This is a genomic window from Spirosoma horti (genome assembly GCF_054776595.1).
In genome coordinates, this window is the sequence record NZ_BAAHBQ010000004.1 from 1 (window position 1) to 25381 (window position 25381).

The following is a 25381-nucleotide window of genomic DNA, read 5'->3' on the forward strand; positions in this document are numbered from 1 at the left end:
TACCCATAAATGTTTACCCATTAAGCCAGGTGACTCAATCGGACCGTGCGGGTTTACCCCAGCTTTCGCCGGGCTATCCCCCAGTATGAGGCAGGTTGCTTACGCGTTACGCACCCGTTTGCCACTGGCCTTGCGACCCGTTCGACTTGCATGTATTAGGCCTGCCGCTAGCGTTCATCCTGAGCCAGGATCAAACTCTCCATCGTAAATAATTGTGTGGTTAGGCTAGCTAACCACTGTCTTGTTCAACCGACGACCGAAGTCGTGAAGTTGAGTTGTTTTGTGCTGACCGTTTGTCAAAGAACTTGGCGCCTGACCCGTTGGTCGAAGCGTGGTTGAGAAGTGATTTAGTCGAGCTAAACCGTGTCTCGTTGTTTGGGAGTGCAAAGGTACTGCTTATTTCCCGATTGTCAAGTAAAAGTGAAACTATTTTTTAAATTTATTTTTCACTTTTTCCCGGTAACAGATTGATTATGAGTGGCTTATTCCTCTTCCATCAACTTCCCTCATTGTTTGGGAGTGCAAAGATACGAGACTGTTTTTGTTTTGTCAAGTAAATCTGAAAATAAATTTTGCGATTGATTTTCAGGGTGTTGCACTTAATGAGTTGATAGCCAGTGGCTTTCGCTTGTGTTTTCGACTCATTCCCGATGTTTGGGAGTGCAAAGGTAGAGGGATTTTGCCCCCATGTCAAGACCCTGTCTGAAAATAAATCAAGAACACCCAAAGATTATTTGGTAAGGCCCGGCCACTCAATCAGTTACCGTATAAAAATAATTTAAAACTTTTTTCAATCACCCTGGTTGTGTCGGCCTGAACACCGCAAAAAGCCCATTCATGCCGTTTTCTTGCCCATTATGCGGGCGCCATGAGTTATATTGCATCTTCCTTTTGTATCAATTCATCCGATACAATTTGTCATCTAATGAAAATATTACACACCGCAGACTGGCATCTGGGAAAGCGACTTCAGGATTTCCAGCGCCTTCAGGAACAACGGGATGTATTAGCCGAGATCGTTCAGGTAGCTAATCAGGAAGATGTTGACCTGGTTTTGGTAGTGGGCGATCTGTTCGATACGTTTAATCCAGACCCTAAAGCCGAAGACCTATTATATAGTACGCTGAAAGAACTGACGGCAAATGGTCGGCGGACGGTGGTGGCCATTGCGGGAAACCACGATAATCCGGACCGGATCGAAGCGCAAGACCATTTCGGGCGGGAGTGCGGAATCATCTTTGCAGGTTTCCCAAAAACCGAGGTTCGTTCGTATGAATTGAGCTGTGACGCCAAACTGCTTTGTTCGGCACCGGGTTTTATTGAGTTAAAGCTGCCTAAGCACGATGCGCCCGTTCGTATCATCATGACACCCTATGCCAACGAGACCCGGCTTCGGTCGTACCTCGGTATGGTGAGTCTGGATGATGAACTCCGGCAGCATCTGCACCAACACTGGGCTGCTCTAGCCGATACGTACATGGATGCGCAGGGCATCAATTTATTAATGGCTCACTTATTCGTCATGAAACGGGGTGGCGAGCAACCCGAAGAATCGGACGATGAGCGTAGTATTTTACAAGTGGGTGGTGCATCAGTTGTTTATACAGACATGATTCCGCCCCAGATTCAATACACGGCGCTGGGGCATTTGCACCGCTACCAGCAGATAGGCGGTGGGCCTTGCCCGGTCGTTTATAGTAGTAGCCCGTTGGCCTATAGCTTTGCCGAAGCCGATCAGCAGAAATTCGTCGTTCTTATTGAGGCTGAAGCCGGGCAACCCGTTACAGTTACTCCCGTTCCCCTCGTCACCGGGAAGCGGTTGTTGCGTCCGAAGTTCAAGCGGGTGGATGAAGCGGTGGATTGGCTACGGGAAAACCCGAACTGTTATCCTGAAATAACCCTGCAAACGCCAACGTTTCTGACGAGTGACGAACGTCGGCAATTACAACAGGCGCACGAATTCCTAGTGACGATTATTCCAGATGTACGGGATGTGGAGGAGACGGCGGAAGAAGCAACTCCAGCCATCGACCTTACGCAACCGATGGAAGCCCTATTCACAAACTATTTTAAGAATAAAAATAAAGGGCAGGAGCCCAACGAACGGCTACAGCATTTGTTCCGTGAGATCTTAGCAACAGAACCTGAATGATCCCTATTAAATTGTCCATCCAGGGGCTTTATTCCTATCAGGACTTACAGGAAATCGATTTCCAGCAGCTAATTGGGTCGAGTGTTTTTGGTATCTTCGGGAAGGTGGGTAGTGGCAAAACGTCGCTGCTGGAAGCTATAAGCTTTGCGTTATACGGCAAAACTGAACGTCTGAACACAAAAGACAACCAGGCGTACAACATGATGAATCTGAAATCGAAGCATCTGATCATCGACTTTCAGTTTCAGGCCGGTCCCGATCAGCAGTTGTATAAGTTTGTTTACGAAGCGAAACGCCACCCCAAAAAGCACCATGAGATAGGCCCCGGCGAACGACGGATGTTTATCCGGGAGAATAATGAATGGAAACCAATTGGCAATGAAAAAGAAGATGTGGCGCTGTTGTCGAAACAGATTCTTGGGCTGGACTACGATAACTTCAAGCGGACCATCATCATTCCCCAGAACCAGTTTCGGGAATTTCTGGAGCTGAGTCCTACAGATCGGACGAAGATGATGAACCAGTTGTTCAAGCTCGACCAGTATGATCTGGCGGCTCGGGTAACGAAACTGAGTAAAGTCAATGATGTCCAACTGGCCGAACTTCGTGGCTTATTATCCCCCCTGGAAGCCGTAACACCCGAAGCCATTGAGCAGGCAAAGGCAGCTATTACTGTCGTTTCTGAGTCACTGAGCCGGAAGGAAACCGAAATTAACGAGTTGTCTCCTACCGAAAAACGATTACTCGAAAACCAGAAACGAAGTCAAACGCTGGTATCCACACGGCAGGAACTGACCCAAGTCCTCAACCGGGCACCGCTCTATCAGCAACGGGAACGGGCACTGGCTATTTACGAAACCTGTCTGCTCGTCTTCCAGGCCGATTTTATCAGCCTCGACAAACTCAATTCCCGCAAAAACCGACTGATCGAACAGGAACAAACGGCGCGGCAGCAACTTCTTTCGATGACGAAGCGACTGATTGGCCTGCGCAATTTGTATGAGGCCGCCAAACAGGCTTACGAAACCCGCGATGAACTACAGCAGAAAATTGACGAACTGGATACGGTACAGCAAATTCGAACACTGCAACAAACCATTGGCCAGCAAACCCGCAACCGCGATACGCTAACCAAACAACTCGACCAGCAGGCAATTTTGATTGAACGCCACAAGGCAGCCCGCGCCAAACACCAGCTTATTCTCGACAATGGCATCGGGCGGACGTCCGATCTGGAGCGACTCTATAAAGTAAAGAACTGGTTTACGGCCTATAAACCCCTGAAGAAGCAGGCCGATGACCTTCAACTGGCCGTCGACAACTATGACCGGGTGATTGAAAACCTTAAACAGCAGAAGAACGACGCGCTGGTGGGTTTTCCACCCGATTGGACTGACCTAACGCTTAAAACCTTACCGGATGCCATTGAAGAGGCCCTTGCTAAATTTAAAGAAGCCCGGCAGGAACGTGAGGACAGACACCGGAAACTTCTCGTTCAGGATGAGTTACGAAAATATGCCGACGCCCTGAATGAAGGGCACCCGTGCCCTCTTTGCGGATCAACGCACCACCCAAACCGCCATAAAGGCGATGCCGATACCATTGATGTGAAAGGTAGCGAAGCGGGTTTACAGAAAGTAATTCAGCGAATAGAAGTTACTAGCAAACTACAGCTCACGATCAAGGAGCTAACGACAAAACTGCGGAGCGAACACGAAAACGGTAAACGGCTCACACAGGAGCGTACTGAAATTGTCCGGCAGTTGACCGAACACGAGGATAATTATGTGTGGCCAGAGTTCTCGAAAGAGCAGGAAGGCGATGTAACCAAGGCCATCCAGAAAGAAAGCGACACTCAGAAACAGATTCAAGACGCACAAAAAGCAATTCAGGATCTCGAAAAACTGATTGGCGAAGCCGAAGCGACCCATAACGACCTGACCAAAAAAGTGGTCGATGCGGGTAATGCCCTTTTCGGATTGAGCGGTCAACTGAAAACAGCGGCCGAATCGCTGGAACATTTTCGGCTGGAGGAAGTGAAAAACTGGGGCCTTGACCAGATTGCCGACCTGCGGGAGTCACTCAGCAAAACCTATCGTCAGGCTAAAGTACACTTCGACGATACATCGAAGCAGAAGGGCGAAGCCGAAAAAGAACAGGCAACGGTTGAAGAACAAATTCAGCAACTACGCAATCAATTAACGGAAGTCGCTACTGAACTGGACACCCTGGAAGCCACCATCGCGCAGAATCTGGCCGATCAACGCCTGACGCGTGAGCAAGTGAAGCCGATTTTACAGTCCAACCTGAACGTAAGCCACGAACGGCAGCAGATCAACGAGTACAACGAAAAGCGAAGCGGCCTCCAACTACAAGTCGACACATTACAGACTGAATTAACCGAACAGCCCTTCGAGCCGGCCGAACTGGCAACGGTTCAGCAGCAGTTGGCGACACTACAGGCCGAAAAAGATGCGCTGAACAAAGAACACGGCCGTGCTACCAGCGTGCTGGCCTCACTGGAAAGCCAGCTTCAGCAAAAGATGGAACATCAGAAACGGCATGACGAACTCGACCTCCGAAAGCAGGATTTAAAGAAAATGGACGAGATGTTCCGGGCGCAGGGCTTCGTGAACTACGTATCGTCGGTTTACCTGAAAAACCTCTGCGAATCGGCCAATGAGCGATTCTTTAAGCTAACCAATAATCAATTGCGGCTGGAACTGGACGACAAAAACAATTTTCTGGTGCGGGATTATCTCAACAACGGTGAAGTACGCAGTGTAAAGACCCTATCGGGTGGCCAGACGTTCCAGGCAGCGTTGTCTCTGGCCCTGGCTTTGTCGGACAATATTCAGCACTTGACAAAAGCCAAACAGAACCTGTTTTTCCTGGATGAAGGGTTCGGCACACTCGACAAAGATTCCCTGCAAACGGTCTTTAAAACTCTGAAAGCACTCCGTTCCGAAAACCGGGTAGTCGGGATCATTTCGCACGTGGAAGAATTGCAACAGGAAGTAGACAACTTTATCCGGGCAGAATCGACCGAGAACGGCAGCCGGATTATCCGCAGTTGGGAGGGGTAAACAAATGAGAATGGGTTGTTGTATGTAGGGTAGCCCCACTGCTAGTATTAACAAATCTTGAAGTGGCCCGCCAAACAAGCCGCCTTGTCTACATTTGCGACCGACTAACCAACTGCATACGTATGAAAAAACTTGTTACACTCGGCCTGCTCGGTAGTATAGCGTTGGCTGGATGCCGCACGCCCAAGTCGAGCACAGCTTCAGTAGCGCAACAAAATCCTGTCACCAAGATCGCCTTTGGCTCGTGTAGTGATCAGAAACGCCCTCAACCGTTGTGGGATGACATTGTAGCTCAGAAGCCGGACGTCTGGATCTGGCTCGGTGATAACATTTACGGTGATTCTGAAGTAATGGATACGCTGCGGACAAAATACGCCAAACAAAAAGCGAATCCGGTCTATCAGCAATTACGCCAGTCAACATCCATTATTGGCGTGTGGGACGATCACGATTACGGGGTTAACGATGGGGGCAAGGAATATCCAAAGCGGAAAGAAAGTCAGCAACTGATGCTGGATTTTCTGGACGTGCCAGCAACCAACTCCTTACGCACGCAGGAAGGTGGTTACTCCGCCCATACCTACGGTCCGAAAGGACAACGGGTAAAGGTGATTTTGCTGGATGCCCGCTATTTCCGTGACCCATTAAAGAAAGACGGGAAAGCCAACGTGCCCGACCCAGCGGGCGATATGCTGGGTGAAGCGCAGTGGACATGGCTGGAGCAGCAACTCGCCAAATCGGATGCCGATGTGCATATTATTGGTAGCGGTGTGCAGGTGTTGCCCGAAGAACATGTCTATGAAAAATGGGCCAACTTCCCTACGGCCCGCAAACGACTGCTGGATTTGATCGCCAAAACCAAACCCAAAGGTGCTGTTTTCATCAGTGGCGACCGGCACATGGCCGAAGTCTCGAAAGTAAATGTGCCGGGCCTTGGCTATGATCTCTTCGACATCACCAGTAGTGGCCTTACTCACGTATCGGCCCCACACGAAGAAGCCAACCGCCACCGAGTTGGCCCCATTATTTCCAAGCTTAATTATGGTCTGATCACCATCGACTGGAAGGCTACGCCAGTAAAAGCTACCGTCCGCATCAATGGCGATGAGCAGGCAACGTACCTAACGCAGGAAATAAACTTTTAGCGATAGAAACAAAAAGAAGAACGGGACCAAGGACGATGCTTATGCAACTCCTTGGTCCCGTTCTTCTTTTTGTTTCTCCTTCTTTATTCTTTCGTAACCAGTGCCATTACTTCTTCTGAAATTCCGGTCATCGAGAAACCACCATCGTGGTATAGGTTCTGCATCGTGACCATACGGGTCAGGTCAGAGAACATTGTAATGCAATAATCGGCACACTGGTCGGCCGTGGCATTACCCAGTGGGGCCGTTTTGTCGGCAAAATCATAGAATTTATCGAAGCCGCCAATGCCGCCACCAGCCGTTGTCGGCGTGGGTGATTGCGAAATGGTGTTCACCCGCACTTTGTGCGACTTGCCATACCGATAGCCAAAACTACGGGCAATGGATTCCAGAACAGCCTTTGCATCGGCCATATCCGTGTAGAATGGAAACGTCCGCTGGGCCGCCATGTAAGTCAGCGCAACCACCGAACCCCATTCACTGATGGCATCCAGTTTATAGGCCGTCTGCATCATTTTATGGAATGACAGCGCCGAAATATCGATGCTCTGCTTGAACCAGTCGTAGTTAAGATCGGTGTAGGCTTTTCCCTTACGGATGTTTGGGCTCATGCCGATGCTGTGCAGCACAAAATCGACTTTACCACCCAATACCTCGGTTGATTTGGTAAACAGGTTCTCAAGATCGTCTACTGATGTAGCATCGGCCGGAATGATTTCGGCTTCGCACTGTTCAGCCAGTTGTTTGATAGCTCCCATACGCATCGCAATCGGTGCGTTGGTTAGCGTGAACGTAGCGCCTTCTTCTTTCGCTTTTAAGGCGACCTTCCAGGCGATTGATTTTTCGTCTAAGGCACCGGATATGATGCCACGCTTTCCCTTCAGTAATCCGTAAGCCATGTGTCTCTAATGATGAATGATGAATGATAAATGATGACTAAGCTGGCGTTTCACCGAGCTGGCGTACCAGTAAGTCAAAATTCACCATTCCTAAATTGCGCCAAAGTTAGGTTATTTTTTATCGCCAAGGGCAAGCGTCGGCGTCGATACTGGAGCTGATGGTAATTTTAAAACACTCGTCATGAATTTTTCGGTGGCGCCATAAACGCCCTTTAAGTCATGGGAGGTAAAGTGTGAGGCAATCACGTGTTCGCCTGCGTTTGGAAAAGCCATTTTCTGCTTCTTATCCGCTGGCGTTCCCAGTTCGTCATACATCGCCAGCATGGCGGGTACTGATACCACTTTGTCCTGATGATCCTCGTCTTTATAATAATACGCCATGAAGACCGGCTGTTTCACTTTTCGAAACTGCTCGGGCGTCATGAACTGGTCGAGCATCGTTTGCAACGTAATCAGCCCGTTGGTATGATACTGCGGCAGCCAATACCGGGCACGCCCACCTTTATAGATTGTATTGACGACGTGCTCACCCTGAAAAACCTGATCCAGAATTTGTTTTCCCCAGGGGCCAGTAACGAGTTTGAGCGCCGGATTTGCCGTAGCGATGCAGGGCGAATACAAGATCAACCCATCTATTTCGGGATGATGAGCGGCCAGATAAAGCGCAAGCATTCCCCCGGCCGATGTACCCATCACAATGACCTTATCGCCCAATGATTTCCCTATGGCCAAGGCCCGCTCCGCCGACGCGGCATAGGTCGATGGGGTTAGCTTCTGCAAAGCATCAGGTGAGTTCACGCCGTGTTCGGCCGTACGGGCAAGGTACATATTACAGCCAAAATGAGCCGCGATCTGCTTATGAACGGGGTCGCCCTCGGCCCAGCTTGCCGAAAAACCCGGTATGTATACGATGCTATACGGCGTTTTGACTTTATGCAGGCTGTCGGCCCACACGATGCGGGCTTCATTATCGGGACGTAAATTGGCCTTTCGCTCTGACTCAGCAATACTCTGCTCCAGTTTTACCAGACTAGGATCGAGCGTCACGTTTTCTTCTTTTACGCTGTCCGAATGGGCCGTTGGCCCAAGCAGATACCCGACAACAAGAACAGCCCCTATCAGGCCTGCAATGAGGAAAAACCGTTTCATACGTATTCTTTTATGTCCATTCTGATTCGCCAGTCTTTGGGCAGGTAATTATTGACGCGCGTGCCAACCCCTTTGACCCAACCCAGATTCATTCCCTGATAACGAGCTAGCAACCAGCCCTTAACGGGTTCATCGAACACCAGGTTTTCTTTCTTAAAGTACCGAAGCGCATCTTCCTTACTCAGTTCAAGTCCGGGGAGTTGTTGATTGACCGCCGTACTGAGCGCCAGCGCGTGCGATGGAATAAAATCCTGCCCCTTAAACTGACCCATCTCCAGCCCGAACCCCTTGCTTTTCAAGGCACTGTCCAGAAACAGAAACGTTTTTTCGAGGGCTTTTGGCAGCGCCATCACATCGCCATTGGGCTTCTCCCAAAGCGAAAAGTCAGCAGGATTCTCAAGCCATTTTGCGGCCGATGCCGTTTCACGCGGACGCAGCGCCCGGATAGTCCGAAAAGTACGAGCATCCAGTTTCACCACCGCCGTGAACGACGTTTTCTGAAAAACACTGATAAAAAAACCCTCGCCCCGCACCCGGTGCGGATAACACTGGTAGCCAACAGCATCGCCCGTTTCGGGATCACCCGCCTGTTTCTCTACGACGTTCCAGTCGGCAGGAAGTACCAGCGGCCGATTGCGAAACCCATGTTCGGTCAGATAGCGGACGTTCTCGGCATTTTCGGTCTCATTATAGGTACAGGTACTGTAAATCAACACACCACCCGTATCCAGTAAGGGGGCAGCCGCGGCCAGAATCCGTTTTTGCCGGGCTGAACATAAGTCGACGCTCGCTTCCGACCATTCCTGCATGGCATCGGGATCTTTCCGAAAAAGCCCCTCGCCGGAACAGGGCGCATCGACCAGCACGACGTCGAAAAAACCGGCCAGATTGGGCATATCGTCGGGGTCATGGTTACTGATCACCACATTCGGATAGCCCCATTTATCCATATTTTCGCGCAGCACCGACACCCGGCTGCGAATCACTTCATTACAGATCAGCAAACTATCGGGATGCAGTGCCGATGCCAGCAATGTACTTTTTCCGCCGGGAGCCGCGCATAAATCCAGCACCCGCAGCGGACGGCTGAGGTTAACACTTTGCCGCAGTGCCTCATATAACAGCATCGAAGACGCTTCCTGCACGTAATAAGCTCCCGCCTGAAACAGCGGATCGAGCGTAAAACTTGGCCGTTCGGGCAGGTAAAACCCTTGCGGACACCAAGGTACTGGTACCAGATTCGTTGTGTTGTAGCCCGGATCAGCCGCCTTCCGTGGGTTCATGCGAATACTCACGGGCGTCGGTTGCCCTAACGCGGCCTCAAACTCGGTAAACTCCGCGCCCAACTGCGACTGCATTTGGTTCAAAAACGCCGGGGGCCATCCAAATCCAGCCGGGGAACCATCGGTCGGAACGGGCTTGTGTGTTGTCATCTGACAAAAATACGCAACTGTCGGGCGGTTTTCACTAAACTTGCAACATGACTCGTACACAAGAGCAATTCAAACAGATCAAGACCTTTATTTTCGACATAGATGGCGTACTGACCGATGGTGGTGTCTCACTGCTGGCATCCGGTGAACGGTTTAGAAACGTCTTTATCCGCGACACCTACGCTATTGAGCAGGCACTAAAGGCCGGGTTTCGAGTTGGTATCATCTCGGCGGCCAATGCCGATGGGCTCCGGAACTGGTTAACCTCGATGAACGTCAAAGACATCTTCATGGGTGGGCCCTCCGACCAAAAAGTAAATGCTTACCTGGGTTATATTGCCCGTGACGGCCTCAACGAGGCCGAAATTCTATACATGGGCGATGACCTGCCGGATTACCACATCCTGAACCGTTCCGGCGTTTTAAGTACCTGCCCGGCCGACGCCGTTGATGAGGTTCAGGCTGTTTGTCAATACATATCGCCGAATGTCGGTGGTCGTGGCGCCGTGCGCGATGTGATCGAACAGGTCATGAAAGCACAGGGAAAATGGAATCTGTAAAAGAATTCTCTTCAATTCAACTACGCTAAAAAACTTCTCAACTATTTTCATAAGAATTGACCGTTCATGAATGACTTAGCCGAACGCGATCAGGCTGTAATTTGGCACCCGTTCACGCAAATGCAAACGGCCCCCTTGCCTATTCCAATTATTCGGGGCAATGGCTCTATACTCTATGGTTCGGATGGCCGTGAATACCTGGATATGATATCCTCCTGGTGGGTAAACATTCATGGTCATGCCCATCCACACATCGCCAAACGGGTATCCGAACAACTCCAGATTCTGGAACACGTCATCTTCGCCGGTTTCACCCATCAACCCGCCGTTGAATTAGCCGAGCGACTTCTGGCCATTCTCCCCCCGAACCAGTCGAAGGTGTTTTATTCGGACAACGGATCCACGGCGGTAGAAGTGGCGCTGAAAATGGCGTTCCAATACTGGCATAATTTAGGAATGCCCCGTAAACGAATCGTTGCCTTCGAGAATGCCTATCATGGGGATACCTTCGGGGCTATGGCAGTTGGTGGCCGCAGTGCGTTCACGGCGCCCTTCGTCCCCTTTTTGTTCGACGTCGACTATTTACCCGTCCCCGTACCAGGGCAGGAAGAAATCGTTCTGCACCAGGCAGAAGCCTTGTTTACCAGTGAAGTAGCCGCGTTTATTGCCGAGCCACTCGTGCAGGGCGCGGGCGGTATGGTCATGTATGAACCGGGCGTGCTGGATAAACTAATTAAACTGGCCCGTAGCAAAGGGGCTCTTATCATTGCCGACGAAGTGATGACCGGTTTCGGACGGACGGGCAAGCTGTTTGCCTCCGATCATCTGAATGAGAAGCCAGATCTCATGTGTTTATCGAAAGGGCTGACTGGCGGGACTATGGCCCTGGGTGTTACGGCTTGTGCTGCCCCTATTTACGACGCTTTTCTGTCTACCGACAAGCACAAGACACTTTTTCATGGGCATTCCTTTACGGCGAACCCGTTAGCCTGCACGGCCGCACTCGCCAGCATGGATCTGCTTCTTTTACCTGAAACGCAGGCAAACATCCAGCGTATCACGCAAAGCCACGCGAATTTCGCGAAACAGCTGGCTACGTATAGCTCTGTCGATACCATTCGGCAACACGGCACGTTGCTTGCTTTCGATTTGAGCGTTGGCGAGCAGACTTCCTATTTTAATAACATTCGCGATACTGCCTATACTTTCCTGCTTGACCGGGGTATTCTGATGCGTCCATTAGGCAACGTATTATACCTGATGCCCCCGTATTGCACCACAACCGAGCAACTTACCTTTGCGTATGCTCAAATTGAAGCCTTGTTAACAACTATCTGACTATCTAGCACTTGACATTTTAAATTTAATCGCACACCTTTGTTCACCAATCGACGCGGGAGTAGCTCAGTTGGTAGAGCGGCAGCTTCCCAAGCTGCAGGCCGTGGGTTCGAACCCCATTTCCCGCTCACCCATAAGCCCATGAAAAGTAACCGGTTAGCAGCGATGCTGGCCGGTTTTTTTCTTTATTATTTTGGCTTAGGTACAACTCTAGGTACAACATTTGTATGATTGCTCTAAGCTGTTTACAGGCTATTTTATGGTAGATAGTAGAGTCCAGGAATTGGCTGTACGCTTTAAAAATTATTTTATCGGCAACTAATCGATTCTAGGGCCGTAACAATTTCTACACTTCTTACACAGCTAAAACCAGTCCCCCTTGATATGCGCCCTATCTACCGAATTTGCTTTGCTGTCCTCTTAATTCTTTCACTCGACCAATGTAAGCAGCCAAGTGTACCTATACTATACAGGTCAACACAACGCCGACTCGTGATGATAATATGGCGATGAGTAATCCTGATGGAGCGAAATCATCGGAGTCCAGCCCGAACGCTTACCTGATCAACCGCTCTACCTATTCACTTTCCTACAATCAATCCACCGGCATCGCCAATTGGTGCAGCTGGCATCTAAGCACCGCCTGGAAGGGATCAGCCACCCGCTAGGCCGGTAACTTCATCCCAGATCATGCTTTGGCCTCCATCTGGTATCAGGCCCGGCATGCTGATTACACGAACACCGGCTTCGACCGTGGCCATCTCTGCTAGCATTGTCATTATTTTTTGTCACAATCTCTTGCTTCATTGATTCATCAAACATTTACCTATTTCATTTAGGGCTAGAGTATTTTTTTAGAAAAGGTATGTTTTGTGGTGAACATTATTAAGTCCACAAATTATACTAGTCAATTTCTTAGCTTAAGCCTTTTCATTTTTTATATATCTGCCAAATCGTCTCTTTATGACACTACCTTCTACTTTGTTCTATACAGCGAAATGCTATTTATGGTATCTGGCACTGCTGAGTTTTTTGTGGCTGAGTACATGTACTGATAGTCTAGCTCAAGCCAAGGCGGTATCAAATACAACTGAGAATTTGACCGCTGTTATTTACGGAGGGGGGCAGTGGCTAGTTGTTGGTGAGAACGGCACAATTCTATCCTCCCCTGACGGTATCACTTGGACTACTCGTAATTCGAGTACAAGGGCTAGATTGAATGCCATCAGCTATGGAGGGGGACAATGGATTGTAATTGGTAATAACGGAACGATTTTGACCTCACCGGATGGAATTACCTGGACGGCTCAAAATGCAGGTACGACAGCCTTTCTAAATGATATTAGCTACGGAGCAGGACAGTGGATTGTCGTCTCCTCTGAGGGCACGCTGACCTCGCCGGATGGTATTATTTGGACGGCCCGGGGAACACCTGCGGTAAGTATCGTCTATGGCAATGGCAAGTGGGCAAGTGCTTATGGAAGTCGGTTTCAAACATCTACAGATGGAATCACTTGGGAAAGCAATAGTATAAGCAATGCTAACTATATCAAGGTTCGTTATGGAGGTGGACGGTGGGTAATGCTTTCTACTTTTGGCCCATACATAACTGCTTCCACTTCTCCAGATGGAATTAATTGGCAAGATAAAATTCTTAGTGAACGGGAAGGTAAAATAAAATCAATAACTTTTGGTGACGGGCTATGGATGGGGGTAGGGGAAAATCGGTATACAAAAACCTCATCTGACGGACTTAATTGGTCAACACTAAAACCACCCCAAAATTATCCAGCGCTGGTTGACGTTAGCTATAATGAAGGGCGGTGGGTACTTGTTGGAGATGGAGGAACAATCTTATATAACAACAATCCATTACCCGTTTCGCTGGTGACTTTTCAAGGTAAAGAAAATGGTAGTACCGCACGCCTAACGTGGGAAACGGCCTGGGAAAGGGGGGCTAGCCATTTCCTGGTGGAACGCAGTCGGGATGCCAAAAGCTTTGAGGCTATTGGACGATTGGAAGCCCAAGGTACTACCGATAAGGCTCAACATTACAATTTCCTTGATGACAAGCTGTCTTCAGGCATTTGGTACTATCGGCTTCGGCAGGTGGACCAGGATGGAATGTTCTCATATTCATCCATCATTGCCGTAAGAATCGGCACCGAATCCTTAGACGAATTAACGCTGTCACCAAATCCGAGTTGGGGGCCAATGGTTTTGGAGCACAAAGTGGGCATAAGTTCGGTCCATATTTATTCCCTTACTGGCGGATTGATGCATCAGAAAGTATTTGAGCAAGCTGTGGATCGGTGGGCCTGGGAAGGAAATGGCCAGCCAGCAGGATTATACCTGATTCGGGTACAGGATCAAATGGGGAAAATTAGTCTGCTCCGCTGGGTTAAGCAGTAGCCAGCTATTTTAGTCCTAGTACTAACACAGTGTCTGTCTTTAAACGTATACTGAAAATAGTTAGCATGGATATATTGATAAGTAAAGAACTGTAAGCATACCCAGTGACGAACGGGCCCTCCCTGCTGACCTTTGGAAGGTGATCGTGGTGTTGCGGGTGGGGATCGGATGATGTAAACCGTATAAACGCTCAGACTCGGGTTATTGCGGTCTGGATGCCAAACACAAATGCCGTAGGTGAACAGCCTTGGTTAGGCTACCGGATAAGTGTTGATGAAGTGGAAAAGCAGACAGGATATAACTTATTATCAAATGTGGCAGAGGTTGTGCAAAGGGTTATCGAAAATAGAATAGATAATGTGACTATTTAGGTCAAGTTTAATCATCCTCTTCGTCCTCACTCATCTTATCTACAAAGCCATTGTCTTTATCAAAGGTCTTTTCTGTAAGATTTTGCATCTTCTTTATATTCTTAAAGTGTGGCGCAAAACTTCCGAACTGATCAATTACAATATCTCTAAAAATTAAAATTCCAGAAGTCGACATCACGCTTTCACCATCAGCAGAAAAGGGAAAGGAGTTCAGTCTTCCAGGACTCATATTCCCCAATTGCTCACTCATTGGGCTCATGCTTCCATCTTCGGCCACGTTGAGATGAGGCCGGTTTGACACCTGTAAGTTAACCCCGTTATGCGGTCCAATATCAGGCACATTAGCATAAAAACTGTTCAGTGTATTCAAGAACTTGTTCATTGCGTTTTGTCTCTCATTAAGAGTCGATGATCTATTCTCCACCGCTTTAATTAGTGCATTACGGTCCTTTTCCAAGGCTTTATTGTCTTTCTTGTGCGCTTCTATCATCCGATCAATACGATCTATCCGTGCTTTATGTCCAGCTTTGATCTCTACTTTAGAGTTAACTTTGGCTTTCCTTTTGGCTCTAGCTTTGATTTTTTTATCGACTTTTTCACGTGAGCGTCTAAGAAGATTAATTTTTTTCCTCGATGCAGTCAAAAAACGATCTGTCCAACGTAAAAAATCTTCTTTTTCTTCTTCCCCGTTCACATATTTCATGGTATTGTCACGTAAACTCGACCAGTCCATGCGGTGAGGTACTGCCGCATTAAAATTGGTAAGATTTTGACTATGGCTCACATTATGACCTGTTGCATGATTAAACCCATCAATTCCGAGGGTTTTAACTTTTCCTTTAAAATTGGGACGTTTAGGCTTTGATACCTTTTCACGTTCACTCTCAGATTCACTCTCTGAACTACTATCAGAATCGCTAATTGCTTTCTTTTTCTTCGCGGCAAAGCTTGCCGTAGGACCAGTCTTCCGCTTCTTTGTTACAACGACCTCTTCGCTTTCGGAATCGCTATCTTCAACACTTGAGGCATCGTCTGTTACCGAACCCTTAGGTGCATTTTTTGCGCTGTATGATGCCTTCTTACCCGAGGTTTTAGACTTATGAACAACCTTTATTGGCCTTTTAACTGTATAATTCATGTCTGACCTTCTCTTAATTAACTAATAGTCCGCCTTACATACTATCCATACATCGGCATATAGCCAATTTATGAAAGGTAGCCTGAGGTTGCAAAATTTTATAACAAATGGTTAGTTTCATTTCTATCCACAACCAAAGCCTAAAAGGAACGGGAATAATAAAATGAAAGGTATTTAATCTCACTGAATATGCCGTCGTATACAGTGGCCTTTAAGGCCTTATCCGATTATCCAACCACCAATATATCCTCCCATCGCGTAGTATACCTAGGCGATAAATAGGCTAGCTTCATGGGCCAATCGGGATTATACATCTGACTGGCCAGTCGTAACTTATCCTTTCCGTGGCGATGGTTAAGTTTGTCAACTACCGCAGAGAGTTGGATCATTTTCTCATTGGGTCCCTCAACAAACAGCCCTTTCTGCCGGTAGTGAAACGGCACTAAATTGGTTAGCATGATGCCCACTTTCTGATAATTGTAGCCAAACGCAAAGATGGACGCAAGCCCACTGATGGCGTACTTAAGTAAAGCTGGGGTGCTGCTGGTTGGATGAGGTAGTTCGACCGTAACGCTGTTGTAATAGGGCTTGGCAGGAAGACCATTGCCGGGTGTTTTTCTATATCGATTGGTCTTCAGATAAACTGTGATACTTCCGCAAAGTAAATCCTGTCTTCTCAGCTTTTCGCAGCAGCGCGACAAATGGGACGTTAAGGCATCAGTCAACGTCTCCAGGTCTGGAACGAGCTGCCCAAAGCCCGGTTCTGAACAAATACTTTTCCTGGCAGGCTGGCTTAGCTCCAGTAGCTTGCAAGGTGTCCCCCTCAGCTCGTGAGCTAACCGCAAGCCATTGACGGTCATAAATTGCCGTATCCAGTCGTCTGGTGCATCCCTCAATTGTGCAGCGGTGACGATTCCATTCCGTTTAAGCATACCCGCATAGCGCCCGCCAACGCCCCATAGATTCCCCACTGGAAGCTCTTCCAATGCCTGACGAATGGCCTCAACTGTATCCAATACGCATACCCCTTCCAGTTCAGGACGCGTCTTGGCGAGTCGATTGGCAACTTTGGACAGTGTTTTAGTTGGTCCGAACTCGACACAGACAGGCAGCCGTAACCATTGCTTCACCGTATCTCGAATCGATTGTCCCAGGCTTTGGTAATTCGGACATAAACCCTCATAGCCATTGACCTGTAGAAAAGCTTCATCGATGGAGTATACCTCTACATCCTCCACAAACTGATTCAGGACGCTCATCAAGCGGGAGGAGGTATCACCCTACAACGTATAGTTTGAGGAAAACACAGCAATGTCATGCTGCTCGCGAAGTTCCTTAGTTTCAAAGAATGGCTGACCCATTTTGATTCCCAGCGCCTTGGCTTCGTCTGATCTAGCCACCACGCACCCGTCCCGATTAGACAGCACAATGACAGGCTTACCTTCCAAGGCCGGGTTAAAGCTCCGCTCTGCTGAGCAGTAAAAAGAGTTCGCATCAACGAGGGCGTACATACTTAGGTGGTTTAGAAACGACATAAGTAACGGCACCTAGTACAGTGAACTGATCGCGGTCAAGATGGACATAGATCGGTGCGTATTTCTCGTTACTAGATTCGAGGGTAATCATCTTGCCATGCCGAATGAAGCGCTTGACACAGCATTCTCCGTTGACCCAAGCCACGATCACCGTACCGGTCTCGACAGGCATCCGGGAGTCAACGACCAGGATTAAGCGGGATAGATGTAATCTCCAATCATGGACTCACCTACAGCCTTGACAAAGTAGGCGGTCTCTGGATGAGGTACACACAGGTCTTGTAAGTTTAAGCGCTGCTCAATGTAGTTTTCGGCCGGAGAGGCAAATCCTGCCTGAACCATTGAGGAATACAACGGAATCAACAGCCGTTCAGTAGGGTTTACTCGGGTTATATTCTCTAAAGGAATGGCGTCAAGTTTATCGATCATAGCAGCTCTAAAAATGCAAGAACCGCTATACTATAGTTTTGTTATATATATATATATCACAACTATAGTATATTGAAACAATTTTTATGCAAACATACAACGGGTATGAAAATGGTCATTTCACCAGGAGATAGAGTCCGAGTTACACGAATAATGAAAGGATACGAGCGTGGCTATTATTCAGGAACAGTAATCGGCTGGACTGATGGGGGTAAGCTCAAAATAAAAGCAGATACCGGCATGATTGCCATTGTATCGAGCGAACTAGTGAAGAAGGTGGCGGACGGGGTAGCCTAAGGTGTAAGCGTTGAGTTTGCGTTCTGAATACCGCTCAGTAAATCCCCACTAGGTGCACAGTATAATTATCATTCTTTATGGCCTTAAACCACATCGAAAATGAAATACATTCTATTATTCACACTTCCCCTTTTGTTAACTAGTTGTGTCTCGTTTATTCCAGCAGAGATTGAAAGCGGAAAAGTTTTGGGCATAATGCCTATGCAATATGGACGAATTAGTTACCAAACAACATCTAAAGTAAACGCAAGCCGAGAAGATATCTTTAGACAAGTTAGACGCTGAACCGCGTTCCATTCAACTCGGACAGTTTATATTGGGCCAGCAACAACAGCCAAGATTCCAGTGCCCACAAATGCCTTAAATATTGGAGATAATATGCTGGGTGACATAATATCGTCAGGCACAATAGGACCTATGCTTAGAGACACCAAGACCACCTTATTCTGGCCAACTACAAACTATGCGGTTAGTGTTGAGTGCTTCGACGGTTTCTACAGGGTTACGCTCACCAATTTTTATACCGTTTCGCCTTCCCCACATAATCTTGAATTACGCGAAAAGTCCAGATACAAAATGACTAAACAGTATTATTCAGTCGTGGATAATAGAGTCAATGAGTTACTGAATGAGCTAAACGTATTTGTTCGGACAGAACTTAAAGGCACGAAATAACTAGCTCCGTTTTGCTCTGACCCGCTTCAACGTACGAACCGAAATAGGCACCTGTAAGGGTGCTTTTTCTTTAATCAGATCCACTATATAAGACGTTAATTAATTAACCCATTTAACTTAAATCAGCGTATAGAGACACTTTTTTGACCTACCCTTCCAATTCACGTGGTCAGCCTATAGCTCTGTAAGCATCCCTCTACACCCCTTCATCAAGTCACTCCTCAGTTATTATCTTCTCCAATTATTCACCTGCGGATAGCACACTAAAGTGCATTAATTAACTTACTAAACTGACTTAAATCAGCACCTAAAAGGGCTTTATCCTAACTTTAGTAATCAAGGTGCGATTGCCCCCCTATACCCCCTTTTTCGAAACATGTTTTTCGATATCCCTCTGCCCTGCGGATAAAATTTATAAAAAGGCAGATTATGAAGTTTAGCCTAGCTTGAAGCAGTTTAGGACTTTTCGTACTATTCGCACCCGGGAATTGGCTAATAAGCGGTTTTCACATTTCCAGATCGGCCGCTACGAAACGAAAATGCCCAACTCAGGGAGCCAGGCGATTCCGATTACATAGGTTAGACGCATGACTTGGAAGAAGTAACATGGAAGGCAGAAAAGATAAAAAGATTTGTTTTTTCCTGCATTTCCTACACTTCCTGCACGGATTTACGGCCCTTATCCATTCAATCAGATAGTATGCTTAGGATCAATCAAATCAACAAACATCTAGGTTTGGCCATCTTAAGAGTCTAAATCATCTTAACATCATGAAAAAAGTAACTATAAGTAACCATTGAGCTTAATCAGTTTCCACTTCGTATGCCAAGAGGACCCTTCGAATTGCCCATCGTATCGCTCATGCTGGCTGGAGAAGCCTTCTCTTAGCTTGTGCCCACTTTTAAATTACTTAGTCATTATTTCATCCTGATCAACTGTAATTCGAGTATCATTGATTAAGATAGAGCACCCTTGCATTGAAAAAGTGCCTAATATCTCTAAGTTGTGGCATACCGCTTCGGCCATAGTAGAATCCAAAAGCACAGTGTGAGTGGGTTGGATGACGACATTATCTAGACTAGTTGGCAGGCGGCCACAAGACCAGATTGTTGGATCATTCCAGGAGCCATCTCGAAGGGTAAAAAGAGGGCCAGAACAAGTACCACCTATAAATTCGTAAGCCCCTATATCGATCCGTCCTTCATTGATTCGTTTGTTACTCGCTAAGTCAGTGGCTTTCACTAGCATTGTATCGGCAGTTGGAGTGCCTGTGTTAATACAGGGGCTGTCGGCTTTTAGCTGTAAGTTATCCGAGCCGGCATCGACAAATATTGGGTCTATACTGATGTTGCCTACGCCTGGGCGAACAGAAGCATTGCCAACATTGGGCTGAATGTCAGAATAAGTATAAGTTAGGGGAGCTAATGGCTCCTTTATACCAGGGGTTGTACCACGAGGGGATGAATTACCCCAAACTATACAATTTGTAAATATGAGTTTTGCCGTTCCTTTATTGTCTTCAAAAGCGATGGCTCCTCCCTGCGATTGAGACGCTGTATTTCGGCTAAAGCTGCAATTATAAAACTGAGGGCTAGAGTCTCCGCCATATTCAGATGTGAAATAGATGGCCCCTCCTTGAAAGATTGCACTATTCTGACTAAAGGCACAATTAATCAATGAAGGACTAGCTTTGCCCGAGTAGCTCCCATTATTGCTCATAGCTCCGCCACTATTAGGAGATGTATTGTGGCTAAACAGACAATTAATGAACTGCGGGCTGCTTTCTCCACCGTCTCTTCCTATATTAGTGACTGCCCCCCCTGTGTTATAGCTAAAAGAACAGTTGATAAAAGCAGGATTACTCTTTCCTGAGTTTGGAGCGTAATTATTAACGGCTCCTCCTGAGCTTGCTTGATTATTGATAAAGTGACAGTTACGAATCGTTGGACTACAATAATGGCCTTCCCCCAATGCGTTATTCAATATACCTCCTCCATAAGAGTCAATTTGGAAAATAGATGCATTCCCTCGCGTGATCACAAAACAGTCCAGAACAGCCGTGCTGTCTAAATCTATGTTCTTGATGACATGGCAACTATTATCCTCGTCGTTACCTATTGTACCAATGTCCCCACTAAGTGTACTGCTACTTGGCGATGACAGATTGATAAGGGGGCGTTGACTTAAGCTAGTCTCATTACCAACAAATCCACCATACAATGCGACTTTATTATGCATTGTAAAACTTATTGTCCTATCGGTATTGCCCGTTGGTTTATATACGCCATTAGCAACCCATATCTGAGTACCTGCTACTGCCATAGCTAATCGACTCTGGAGTTGACTTCCTGGTAAAGCATCAATCCAGGATGAGCCTGATCTATTTCCTGCACCATCCGGTGTTACATATATAAGCGGTTGAGCAGCTAGCTTAAGCATGATGGTGGTGCAAAGCCAAATGCTAAATGTAATAAGAGACAAGGGTAGATTTTTCTTCATGTAAACACACAACGGATATTTAAAAGCAATAATAGTTAAGATTCATGTATCCTTTTAATTCAATGTAGGTATAAAAGAAACAGCGTTAACTGATTATAGTCATCAGCCGAAGTAACGATTAATTTATCATGAGCCAACTGCGTACTGCTTTGCTTGATGCCATTAACATATATGCTGCCGTTGCTTTATAAACTTAGCGGTGTCGGGGATGAACATCCAAGGCTTGCTTAAGTTCGCCTTTCTTAGCCCATACGGTCATACGTTTTTCTTTGATCATAATCCAATACAGAGCTTAAAGAAGCTAAAGCAAACAGTAGATTTTAAGTAACTCATCAACTTTTTGGCAGCCGTAGCGCTGTGCATGGAAAAGCCAGGCCGTATGACAGCCTGGCTTTTGAGTAAGAGGTGGACCTGCTACCTTTAACTGGACATTAAGTTAAACATGATCTAACTTAGTGAACTATTAAAACCAGGAGGCAGTACGACGAGGAATTTAAACGAATGGCCGTGGAGTTGGCCGATGCCAAAGGCTCTCTGAAAGTGACCGCTGATGAATTGGGCATTACGCCACAGATCCTAACCCGATGGCGCCGGGAACGAGTGGCTTCTCAAAACACCGGATCCGGTAGCCGGGCCCAAGTTAGTCAAGAACAACAAGAAATAGTACGGCTGAAAAAGGAGCTTAAACAGGCCGAATTAGATCGGATCGCCGAAGCGACGCGATATCTTAAAAAAGGCGGTCGGCATCTTCTCCAGGAGCGACCGCGCGGCGGACCGTGGGAAATATTCGGATTTATAAAGGCTCACCAAAGTGTGTTCCCCGTTGAGACCGGTCCGCCGGTGCGGATGTGCAAAGTGCTACAAGTGAGCCGAAGTGGCTATTATTATTGGTTAGCCCAACGACCTGCCAAAAGAGCGAAAGAAAATAAGGCTATTCTGGTGTTAATAAACACCGCATTTACCAGCAGTAAAGGTCGATACGGCAGTCCGAAAATTACCCATGACCTTGTCGCTCAAGGTGTAATCGTATCCCGGCCCCGTATAGCCAGACTGATGAAGAAGGCTAATTTGAAAAGCGTCATTCAGAAAAAATGTGTGGTCACCACTACGGATTCAAGGCATGACTACCCAGTAGCAGAAAATCACTTAAATCGCCAGTTCAATCCGATAAAACCGGGCCAATCATGGGTATCCGATCTAACCTACATCCGTACAAATGAGGGCTGACTATATTTGACGATTGTCATGGATCTGTATGATCGCAGAATTATAGGCTGGTCATTGAGTACATCAATGAAAGCGGCTGAAACGACTATTCCTGCCTGGAAAATGGCTGTTAAAAACCGCCCTATCGAAGGTAAACTCATTTTTCATTCTGACCGGGGAGTTCAGTATGCCTGTCATGCGTTTACGGGCTTGCTAAAAAACACCCGACGGTTTTGCAGAGTATGAGCGGGAAAGGAAACTGCCGCGTCGGCGGTCCGATGGGATAATGCCGTAGCGGAAAGTTTTTTAAGACGCTGAACTTAGAGCTGGTCTATCAGCAAGTTTTTCAAAGCCGGGCGATTGCTAAGTAGTCAATATTTGAATACGTGGAGATTTGGTACAATCGCCAGCGAAGGCATTCGGCGCTGGGTTACCTTTCCCCTTTTGACTATTATAATGGGCAACTGCTAAATGTTGCTTAAGGATTTGTCCAGTATTTTGTTGCAAGTCCAATCGGTCATATGCTCCATGTATGGGCAGAATGGATTAACACATTAATTAGGGTACTCATTTGTTAATTAATAGATTATACCCCATGTTTATACAAAAGTGGATTTATATAAACACTAAGTTGTCAGAACTTGCTCCTATTTTTTAATTCCATGAGAGGTCAATCTATGCTAAACATACCCAGCCGCTGGCATACAACCATGCTTCTGGGGCTACTATTGATTGGGTTGAGCTGTCAGTCCAACGTTGCTTATATTCCACCGCCTTTGTCTACTGGTTTCAATCTAGCAGGCTATTATGCCATTACCGCTATTCGCATCAGCCCGGCTGTTCAGGCTGGAGAAGATGTGATGGCTATGTATGCAGACTCCTCCGGTTCATCCCCTTGTCTGAGTGATGCTACGATTCAGTTTGACCCAACCGGTTGGGTAAGCTTTAACAAACCGGCTGGGTGTGAACAGAACAATGACCTGACGGAAGCAACAGGACTGCACTATGGTGATAGATGGTCATTACAAACCAATACACTGGTGGTAGACGATATTGGCAAAACGACTCAATATGATGTTGCTGTTGATGGCGAGCAGATTACACTAAGCTTAGCGATCGATAAGGGGTACAAAAGCAGTCTGGATAACAATGACCCCGGCTTCACACTCACCATAGAGTTAAAAAAAATATAAGCGTCAAGTCAACAGACCCCGGATTGCCTCTACATAGAGCCAGGCTTTTCAGACCTTTTCTTATCGTATTCAGCTAACGATTTCATGACTTCCTGATGGTATGTCTCAAGTAGCGCGATCAATTGCTTATGACTATATGCTGACTGAGCAAACTGATTCTGTAGTTCTGTTTTAAAGGTAGTCTGATTCTGCTCGCTATATCCCTCGGGAAGTCTTGACTCAAAGAAACTCAAAAACTGACGGCTGGTAGCCATATTATATTCAAGCTGCTGTTTACGTTCTTCCAGATAGTGCTTTCCCTTTTTGGCTCTTATATCCATTTTATTAACATTACGGTAGCTAGTCACAAAGTCAATGAGATTATGGTGTGATTTCGTTAGCTAAATTACAAATAGCAAGTTAACAAAATATGATTATCTATTAATTGGATAAACCTATACGTATACAATCCGCTTTGCTTCATACTAAGAATTAAGTGCCTGGCCTGCCTGGATTTTATAAATAATAAAGCTAAAAACCAGCGTTTTGTTAGTACATCTTGACATTATTATCTGATAACCTACTGCTAGTCAATTAATTTAAGCACAAGGTCGCTACTAGGCCGATTAATTAAATCTTACTATTTAACAATATTAAATTTTCATAAACTATTAGTTACCGATAAATAGATAAAGTTGGCACAGAAAATGCAGTATATAATTTTGCACGTACTCAGCCAAAATACTTATGATATTATACTTTACGGCAGTAGATGATTTGGGGCAACCAAAAGAATTTTCCTGGTGGTTTACTAACATGGAATTTGCGTTGGATGTATTAAGCCATCTTTCCTCAACCGGCAAAACAATCATTTATGCCCAGCTCATCGACAATGGACATCCCATTAGTCTGCCCTTGGACGCTTTCGACGGTCAAATCATATCATCTCCCATTTACCAATTAGCCTCTGAGTGGCAACACCTATTAGGCCAATCGATCACTGGCGAAAGTGGCTCGCTTATCCATCACCAATAAGGCTGACGGCTCAGTTTGACCAGATCCGTGCACATCGATTCCCTATTTACTCTTTCTAAATGATTCATTGTATATGAGTACCGTTATGAAGGTTTCCGAACGGAATGTTATTAACTTTTGGTTTGCGGAGAAAACGCCGATCCAGCAGTATAAAATAAAAATGAATCCCAGCCTCTGGACAGCCTGTCAACAGGTTAGTCAGGAGTTTAAAGCGCCCTCCGGCATACCAGATCCAAGGCAGTATCGAAAATCAGACAAAGTAGCGTTTGCCCGGCTAGTATTAGCGTGTTTGACAACCAGAGAGACCGCTTCTGAACAACGTATGTTTGTTTGAGGTAGCTTAATCTGTCGGCTGTCCGAATTAAGTACTACTTATTCTGCTCAAACCCGTACCACGAATGCCCATCCGTACGGGCTAGTCCTTAGGAGAGAAATTCATTGGTCAACAGCTCAGAATATCCTCTACACCGATAATAAAAAATCCCCGAACGGTCATTAACCAGACGGGGACTACAATCTAACCTATAGTGTTTTGATCACAGCTTCACAATCCTCATCTATACCAAGCCAAAATAAGCATTCAGCCAAGCCAAATGTAAAACGGATAGGAATGGTGAGATTTACCTTGGCATATGTGAGATAACAGGTAAACTGCGAATCGGCAAACTATCTATGTAAAGTTACCATTTTTCTATTTTAGAAAATAAAATATTTACTTAAAATCAATTTTTCGGTAAAATTTAAGCTGAAATCCGTCGCCAGCGACGCTACTATATCTACCCAAAACGATTCAGAGTTAATTGAAGAATTTCAAAGGCTAACTATGTAGCTCTAAGGCTGAGCCATAGT

General features: G+C 46.6%; 21 protein-coding genes, 1 tRNA gene, 1 rRNA gene and 2 pseudogenes. 13 read left to right on the forward strand and 12 right to left on the reverse strand.

Annotated features, from left to right (window positions below; all coding sequences use genetic code 11):
* A 16S ribosomal RNA gene (locus ACYVAM_RS11610) occupies nt 1-206 on the reverse strand; the annotation flags it as partial.
* 719 nt (nt 207-925) lie between these two features.
* On the opposite strand from ACYVAM_RS11610, the gene ACYVAM_RS11615 reads away from it, so the two are divergent.
* The 3 genes from ACYVAM_RS11615 to ACYVAM_RS11625 all read left to right on the forward strand — a co-directional run bounded on the left by ACYVAM_RS11615 (nt 926) and on the right by ACYVAM_RS11625 (nt 6383).
* The gene (locus ACYVAM_RS11615; RefSeq protein WP_461067084.1) at nt 926-2152 is read left to right on the forward strand and encodes a metallophosphoesterase family protein; all 1227 of its coding nucleotides are present in this window, start codon (nt 926-928) and stop codon (nt 2150-2152) included.
* On the forward strand, nt 2149-5238 hold the full coding sequence (locus ACYVAM_RS11620) for an AAA family ATPase (protein ID WP_461067086.1): 3090 nt from the start codon (nt 2149-2151) through the stop codon (nt 5236-5238). The genes ACYVAM_RS11615 and ACYVAM_RS11620 overlap by 4 nt, the downstream gene beginning before the upstream one ends.
* A 122-nt stretch (nt 5239-5360) precedes the next feature.
* A complete protein-coding gene (locus tag ACYVAM_RS11625) occupies nt 5361-6383 on the forward strand; it encodes an alkaline phosphatase D family protein (RefSeq protein WP_461067088.1) in 1023 nt (340 codons plus the stop codon).
* 83 nt (nt 6384-6466) lie between these two features.
* On the opposite strand, the gene ACYVAM_RS11630 is transcribed toward ACYVAM_RS11625, so the two are convergent.
* The 3 genes from ACYVAM_RS11630 to ACYVAM_RS11640 form a co-directional block, all read right to left on the reverse strand.
* Nucleotides 6467-7282 carry an enoyl-ACP reductase FabI gene (locus ACYVAM_RS11630; protein ID WP_461067090.1) on the reverse strand — a complete coding sequence of 272 codons (816 nt, stop codon included), beginning with the start codon at nt 7280-7282 and terminating at the stop codon, nt 6467-6469.
* A 111-nt stretch (nt 7283-7393) separates the two neighbouring features.
* Nucleotides 7394-8431: an alpha/beta hydrolase gene (locus tag ACYVAM_RS11635; protein ID WP_461067092.1), complete on the reverse strand. Its 1038-nt coding sequence runs from the start codon at nt 8429-8431 to the stop codon at nt 7394-7396.
* Nucleotides 8428-9864 carry a methyltransferase RsmF C-terminal domain-like protein gene (locus ACYVAM_RS11640; RefSeq protein ID WP_461067094.1) on the reverse strand — a complete coding sequence of 479 codons (1437 nt, stop codon included), beginning with the start codon at nt 9862-9864 and terminating at the stop codon, nt 8428-8430. Before ACYVAM_RS11640 ends, ACYVAM_RS11635 begins: the two co-directional genes overlap by 4 nt.
* Before the next feature lie 47 nt (nt 9865-9911).
* Between ACYVAM_RS11640 and ACYVAM_RS11645 the strand changes: the two genes are divergently transcribed.
* The 4 genes from ACYVAM_RS11645 to ACYVAM_RS11660 all read left to right on the forward strand — a co-directional run bounded on the left by ACYVAM_RS11645 (nt 9912) and on the right by ACYVAM_RS11660 (nt 12430).
* Nucleotides 9912-10424: a KdsC family phosphatase gene (locus tag ACYVAM_RS11645; RefSeq protein WP_461067096.1), complete on the forward strand. Its 513-nt coding sequence runs from the start codon at nt 9912-9914 to the stop codon at nt 10422-10424.
* Nucleotides 10425-10490: 66 nt separating this feature from the next.
* Complete coding sequence (bioA, locus tag ACYVAM_RS11650) at nt 10491-11762, forward strand: adenosylmethionine--8-amino-7-oxononanoate transaminase (protein WP_461067098.1); 1272 nt, start codon at nt 10491-10493, stop codon at nt 11760-11762.
* 55 nt (nt 11763-11817) lie between these two features.
* A tRNA-Gly gene (locus ACYVAM_RS11655) sits at nt 11818-11890 on the forward strand.
* 381 nt (nt 11891-12271) lie between these two features.
* The gene (locus ACYVAM_RS11660; protein WP_461067100.1) at nt 12272-12430 is read left to right on the forward strand and encodes a DNA/RNA non-specific endonuclease; all 159 of its coding nucleotides are present in this window, start codon (nt 12272-12274) and stop codon (nt 12428-12430) included.
* Here the strand turns inward: ACYVAM_RS11660 and ACYVAM_RS11665 are convergent.
* Nucleotides 12416-12541, reverse strand: coding sequence for a hypothetical protein (locus ACYVAM_RS11665; protein ID WP_461067102.1), 126 nt, complete (start codon nt 12539-12541; stop codon nt 12416-12418). The two genes, ACYVAM_RS11660 and ACYVAM_RS11665, sit on opposite strands and share 15 nt — an antisense overlap.
* Before the next feature lie 184 nt (nt 12542-12725).
* Here ACYVAM_RS11665 and ACYVAM_RS11670 point away from each other — a divergent pair, with 184 nt between their 5' ends.
* Nucleotides 12726-14174 carry a hypothetical protein gene (locus ACYVAM_RS11670; RefSeq protein WP_461067104.1) on the forward strand — a complete coding sequence of 483 codons (1449 nt, stop codon included), beginning with the start codon at nt 12726-12728 and terminating at the stop codon, nt 14172-14174.
* A gap of 378 nt (nt 14175-14552) precedes the next feature.
* On the opposite strand, the gene ACYVAM_RS11675 is transcribed toward ACYVAM_RS11670, so the two are convergent.
* The 5 genes and pseudogenes from ACYVAM_RS11675 to ACYVAM_RS11695 all read right to left on the reverse strand — a co-directional run bounded on the left by ACYVAM_RS11675 (nt 14553) and on the right by ACYVAM_RS11695 (nt 17647).
* Entirely contained in the window at nt 14553-15683 is a 1131-nt protein-coding gene (locus ACYVAM_RS11675) for a hypothetical protein (protein ID WP_461067106.1), read from the reverse strand.
* A gap of 227 nt (nt 15684-15910) precedes the next feature.
* Nucleotides 15911-16615: a DinB/UmuC family translesion DNA polymerase gene (locus ACYVAM_RS11680; protein ID WP_461068314.1), complete on the reverse strand. Its 705-nt coding sequence runs from the start codon at nt 16613-16615 to the stop codon at nt 15911-15913.
* A 186-nt stretch (nt 16616-16801) separates the two neighbouring features.
* Nucleotides 16802-17218, reverse strand: a pseudogene (locus ACYVAM_RS11685) (Y-family DNA polymerase); the annotation flags it as partial.
* Nucleotides 17178-17390, reverse strand: a complete 213-nt coding sequence (locus ACYVAM_RS11690) for a LexA family protein (protein ID WP_461067108.1) — start codon at nt 17388-17390, stop codon at nt 17178-17180. The pseudogene ACYVAM_RS11685 and the gene ACYVAM_RS11690, both read right to left, overlap by 41 nt.
* Nucleotides 17391-17410: 20 nt before the next feature.
* Nucleotides 17411-17647 carry a S24 family peptidase gene (locus ACYVAM_RS11695; protein WP_461067110.1) on the reverse strand — a complete coding sequence of 79 codons (237 nt, stop codon included), beginning with the start codon at nt 17645-17647 and terminating at the stop codon, nt 17411-17413.
* Nucleotides 17648-17800: 153 nt separating this feature from the next.
* Here ACYVAM_RS11695 and ACYVAM_RS11700 point away from each other — a divergent pair, with 153 nt between their 5' ends.
* Nucleotides 17801-17944 (forward strand): hypothetical protein, encoded by a 144-nt coding sequence (locus ACYVAM_RS11700; RefSeq protein ID WP_461067112.1) that lies wholly within the window; start codon nt 17801-17803, stop codon nt 17942-17944.
* A gap of 1582 nt (nt 17945-19526) precedes the next feature.
* Here ACYVAM_RS11700 and ACYVAM_RS11705 read toward each other — a convergent pair.
* Nucleotides 19527-21119: a choice-of-anchor Q domain-containing protein gene (locus tag ACYVAM_RS11705; RefSeq protein ID WP_461067113.1), complete on the reverse strand. Its 1593-nt coding sequence runs from the start codon at nt 21117-21119 to the stop codon at nt 19527-19529.
* Between the two features lie 462 nt (nt 21120-21581).
* On the opposite strand from ACYVAM_RS11705, the pseudogene ACYVAM_RS11710 reads away from it, so the two are divergent.
* Both ACYVAM_RS11710 and ACYVAM_RS11715 read left to right on the forward strand, forming a co-directional pair.
* Nucleotides 21582-22807: pseudogene (locus ACYVAM_RS11710) on the forward strand (IS3 family transposase).
* Between the two features lie 195 nt (nt 22808-23002).
* Complete coding sequence (locus tag ACYVAM_RS11715; protein WP_461067115.1) at nt 23003-23518, forward strand: hypothetical protein; 516 nt, start codon at nt 23003-23005, stop codon at nt 23516-23518.
* Nucleotides 23519-23547: 29 nt separating this feature from the next.
* Here the strand turns inward: ACYVAM_RS11715 and ACYVAM_RS11720 are convergent, their stop codons facing one another.
* Nucleotides 23548-23865, reverse strand: a complete 318-nt coding sequence (locus ACYVAM_RS11720; protein ID WP_461067117.1) for a hypothetical protein — start codon at nt 23863-23865, stop codon at nt 23548-23550.
* Between the two features lie 379 nt (nt 23866-24244).
* On the opposite strand from ACYVAM_RS11720, the gene ACYVAM_RS11725 reads away from it, so the two are divergent.
* The gene (locus tag ACYVAM_RS11725) at nt 24245-24532 is read left to right on the forward strand and encodes a hypothetical protein (protein WP_461067119.1); all 288 of its coding nucleotides are present in this window, start codon (nt 24245-24247) and stop codon (nt 24530-24532) included.
* An 85-nt stretch (nt 24533-24617) separates the two neighbouring features.
* Nucleotides 24618-24866 (forward strand): hypothetical protein, encoded by a 249-nt coding sequence (locus ACYVAM_RS11730; protein ID WP_461067121.1) that lies wholly within the window; start codon nt 24618-24620, stop codon nt 24864-24866.
* Nucleotides 24867-25381 lie beyond the last annotated feature (515 nt).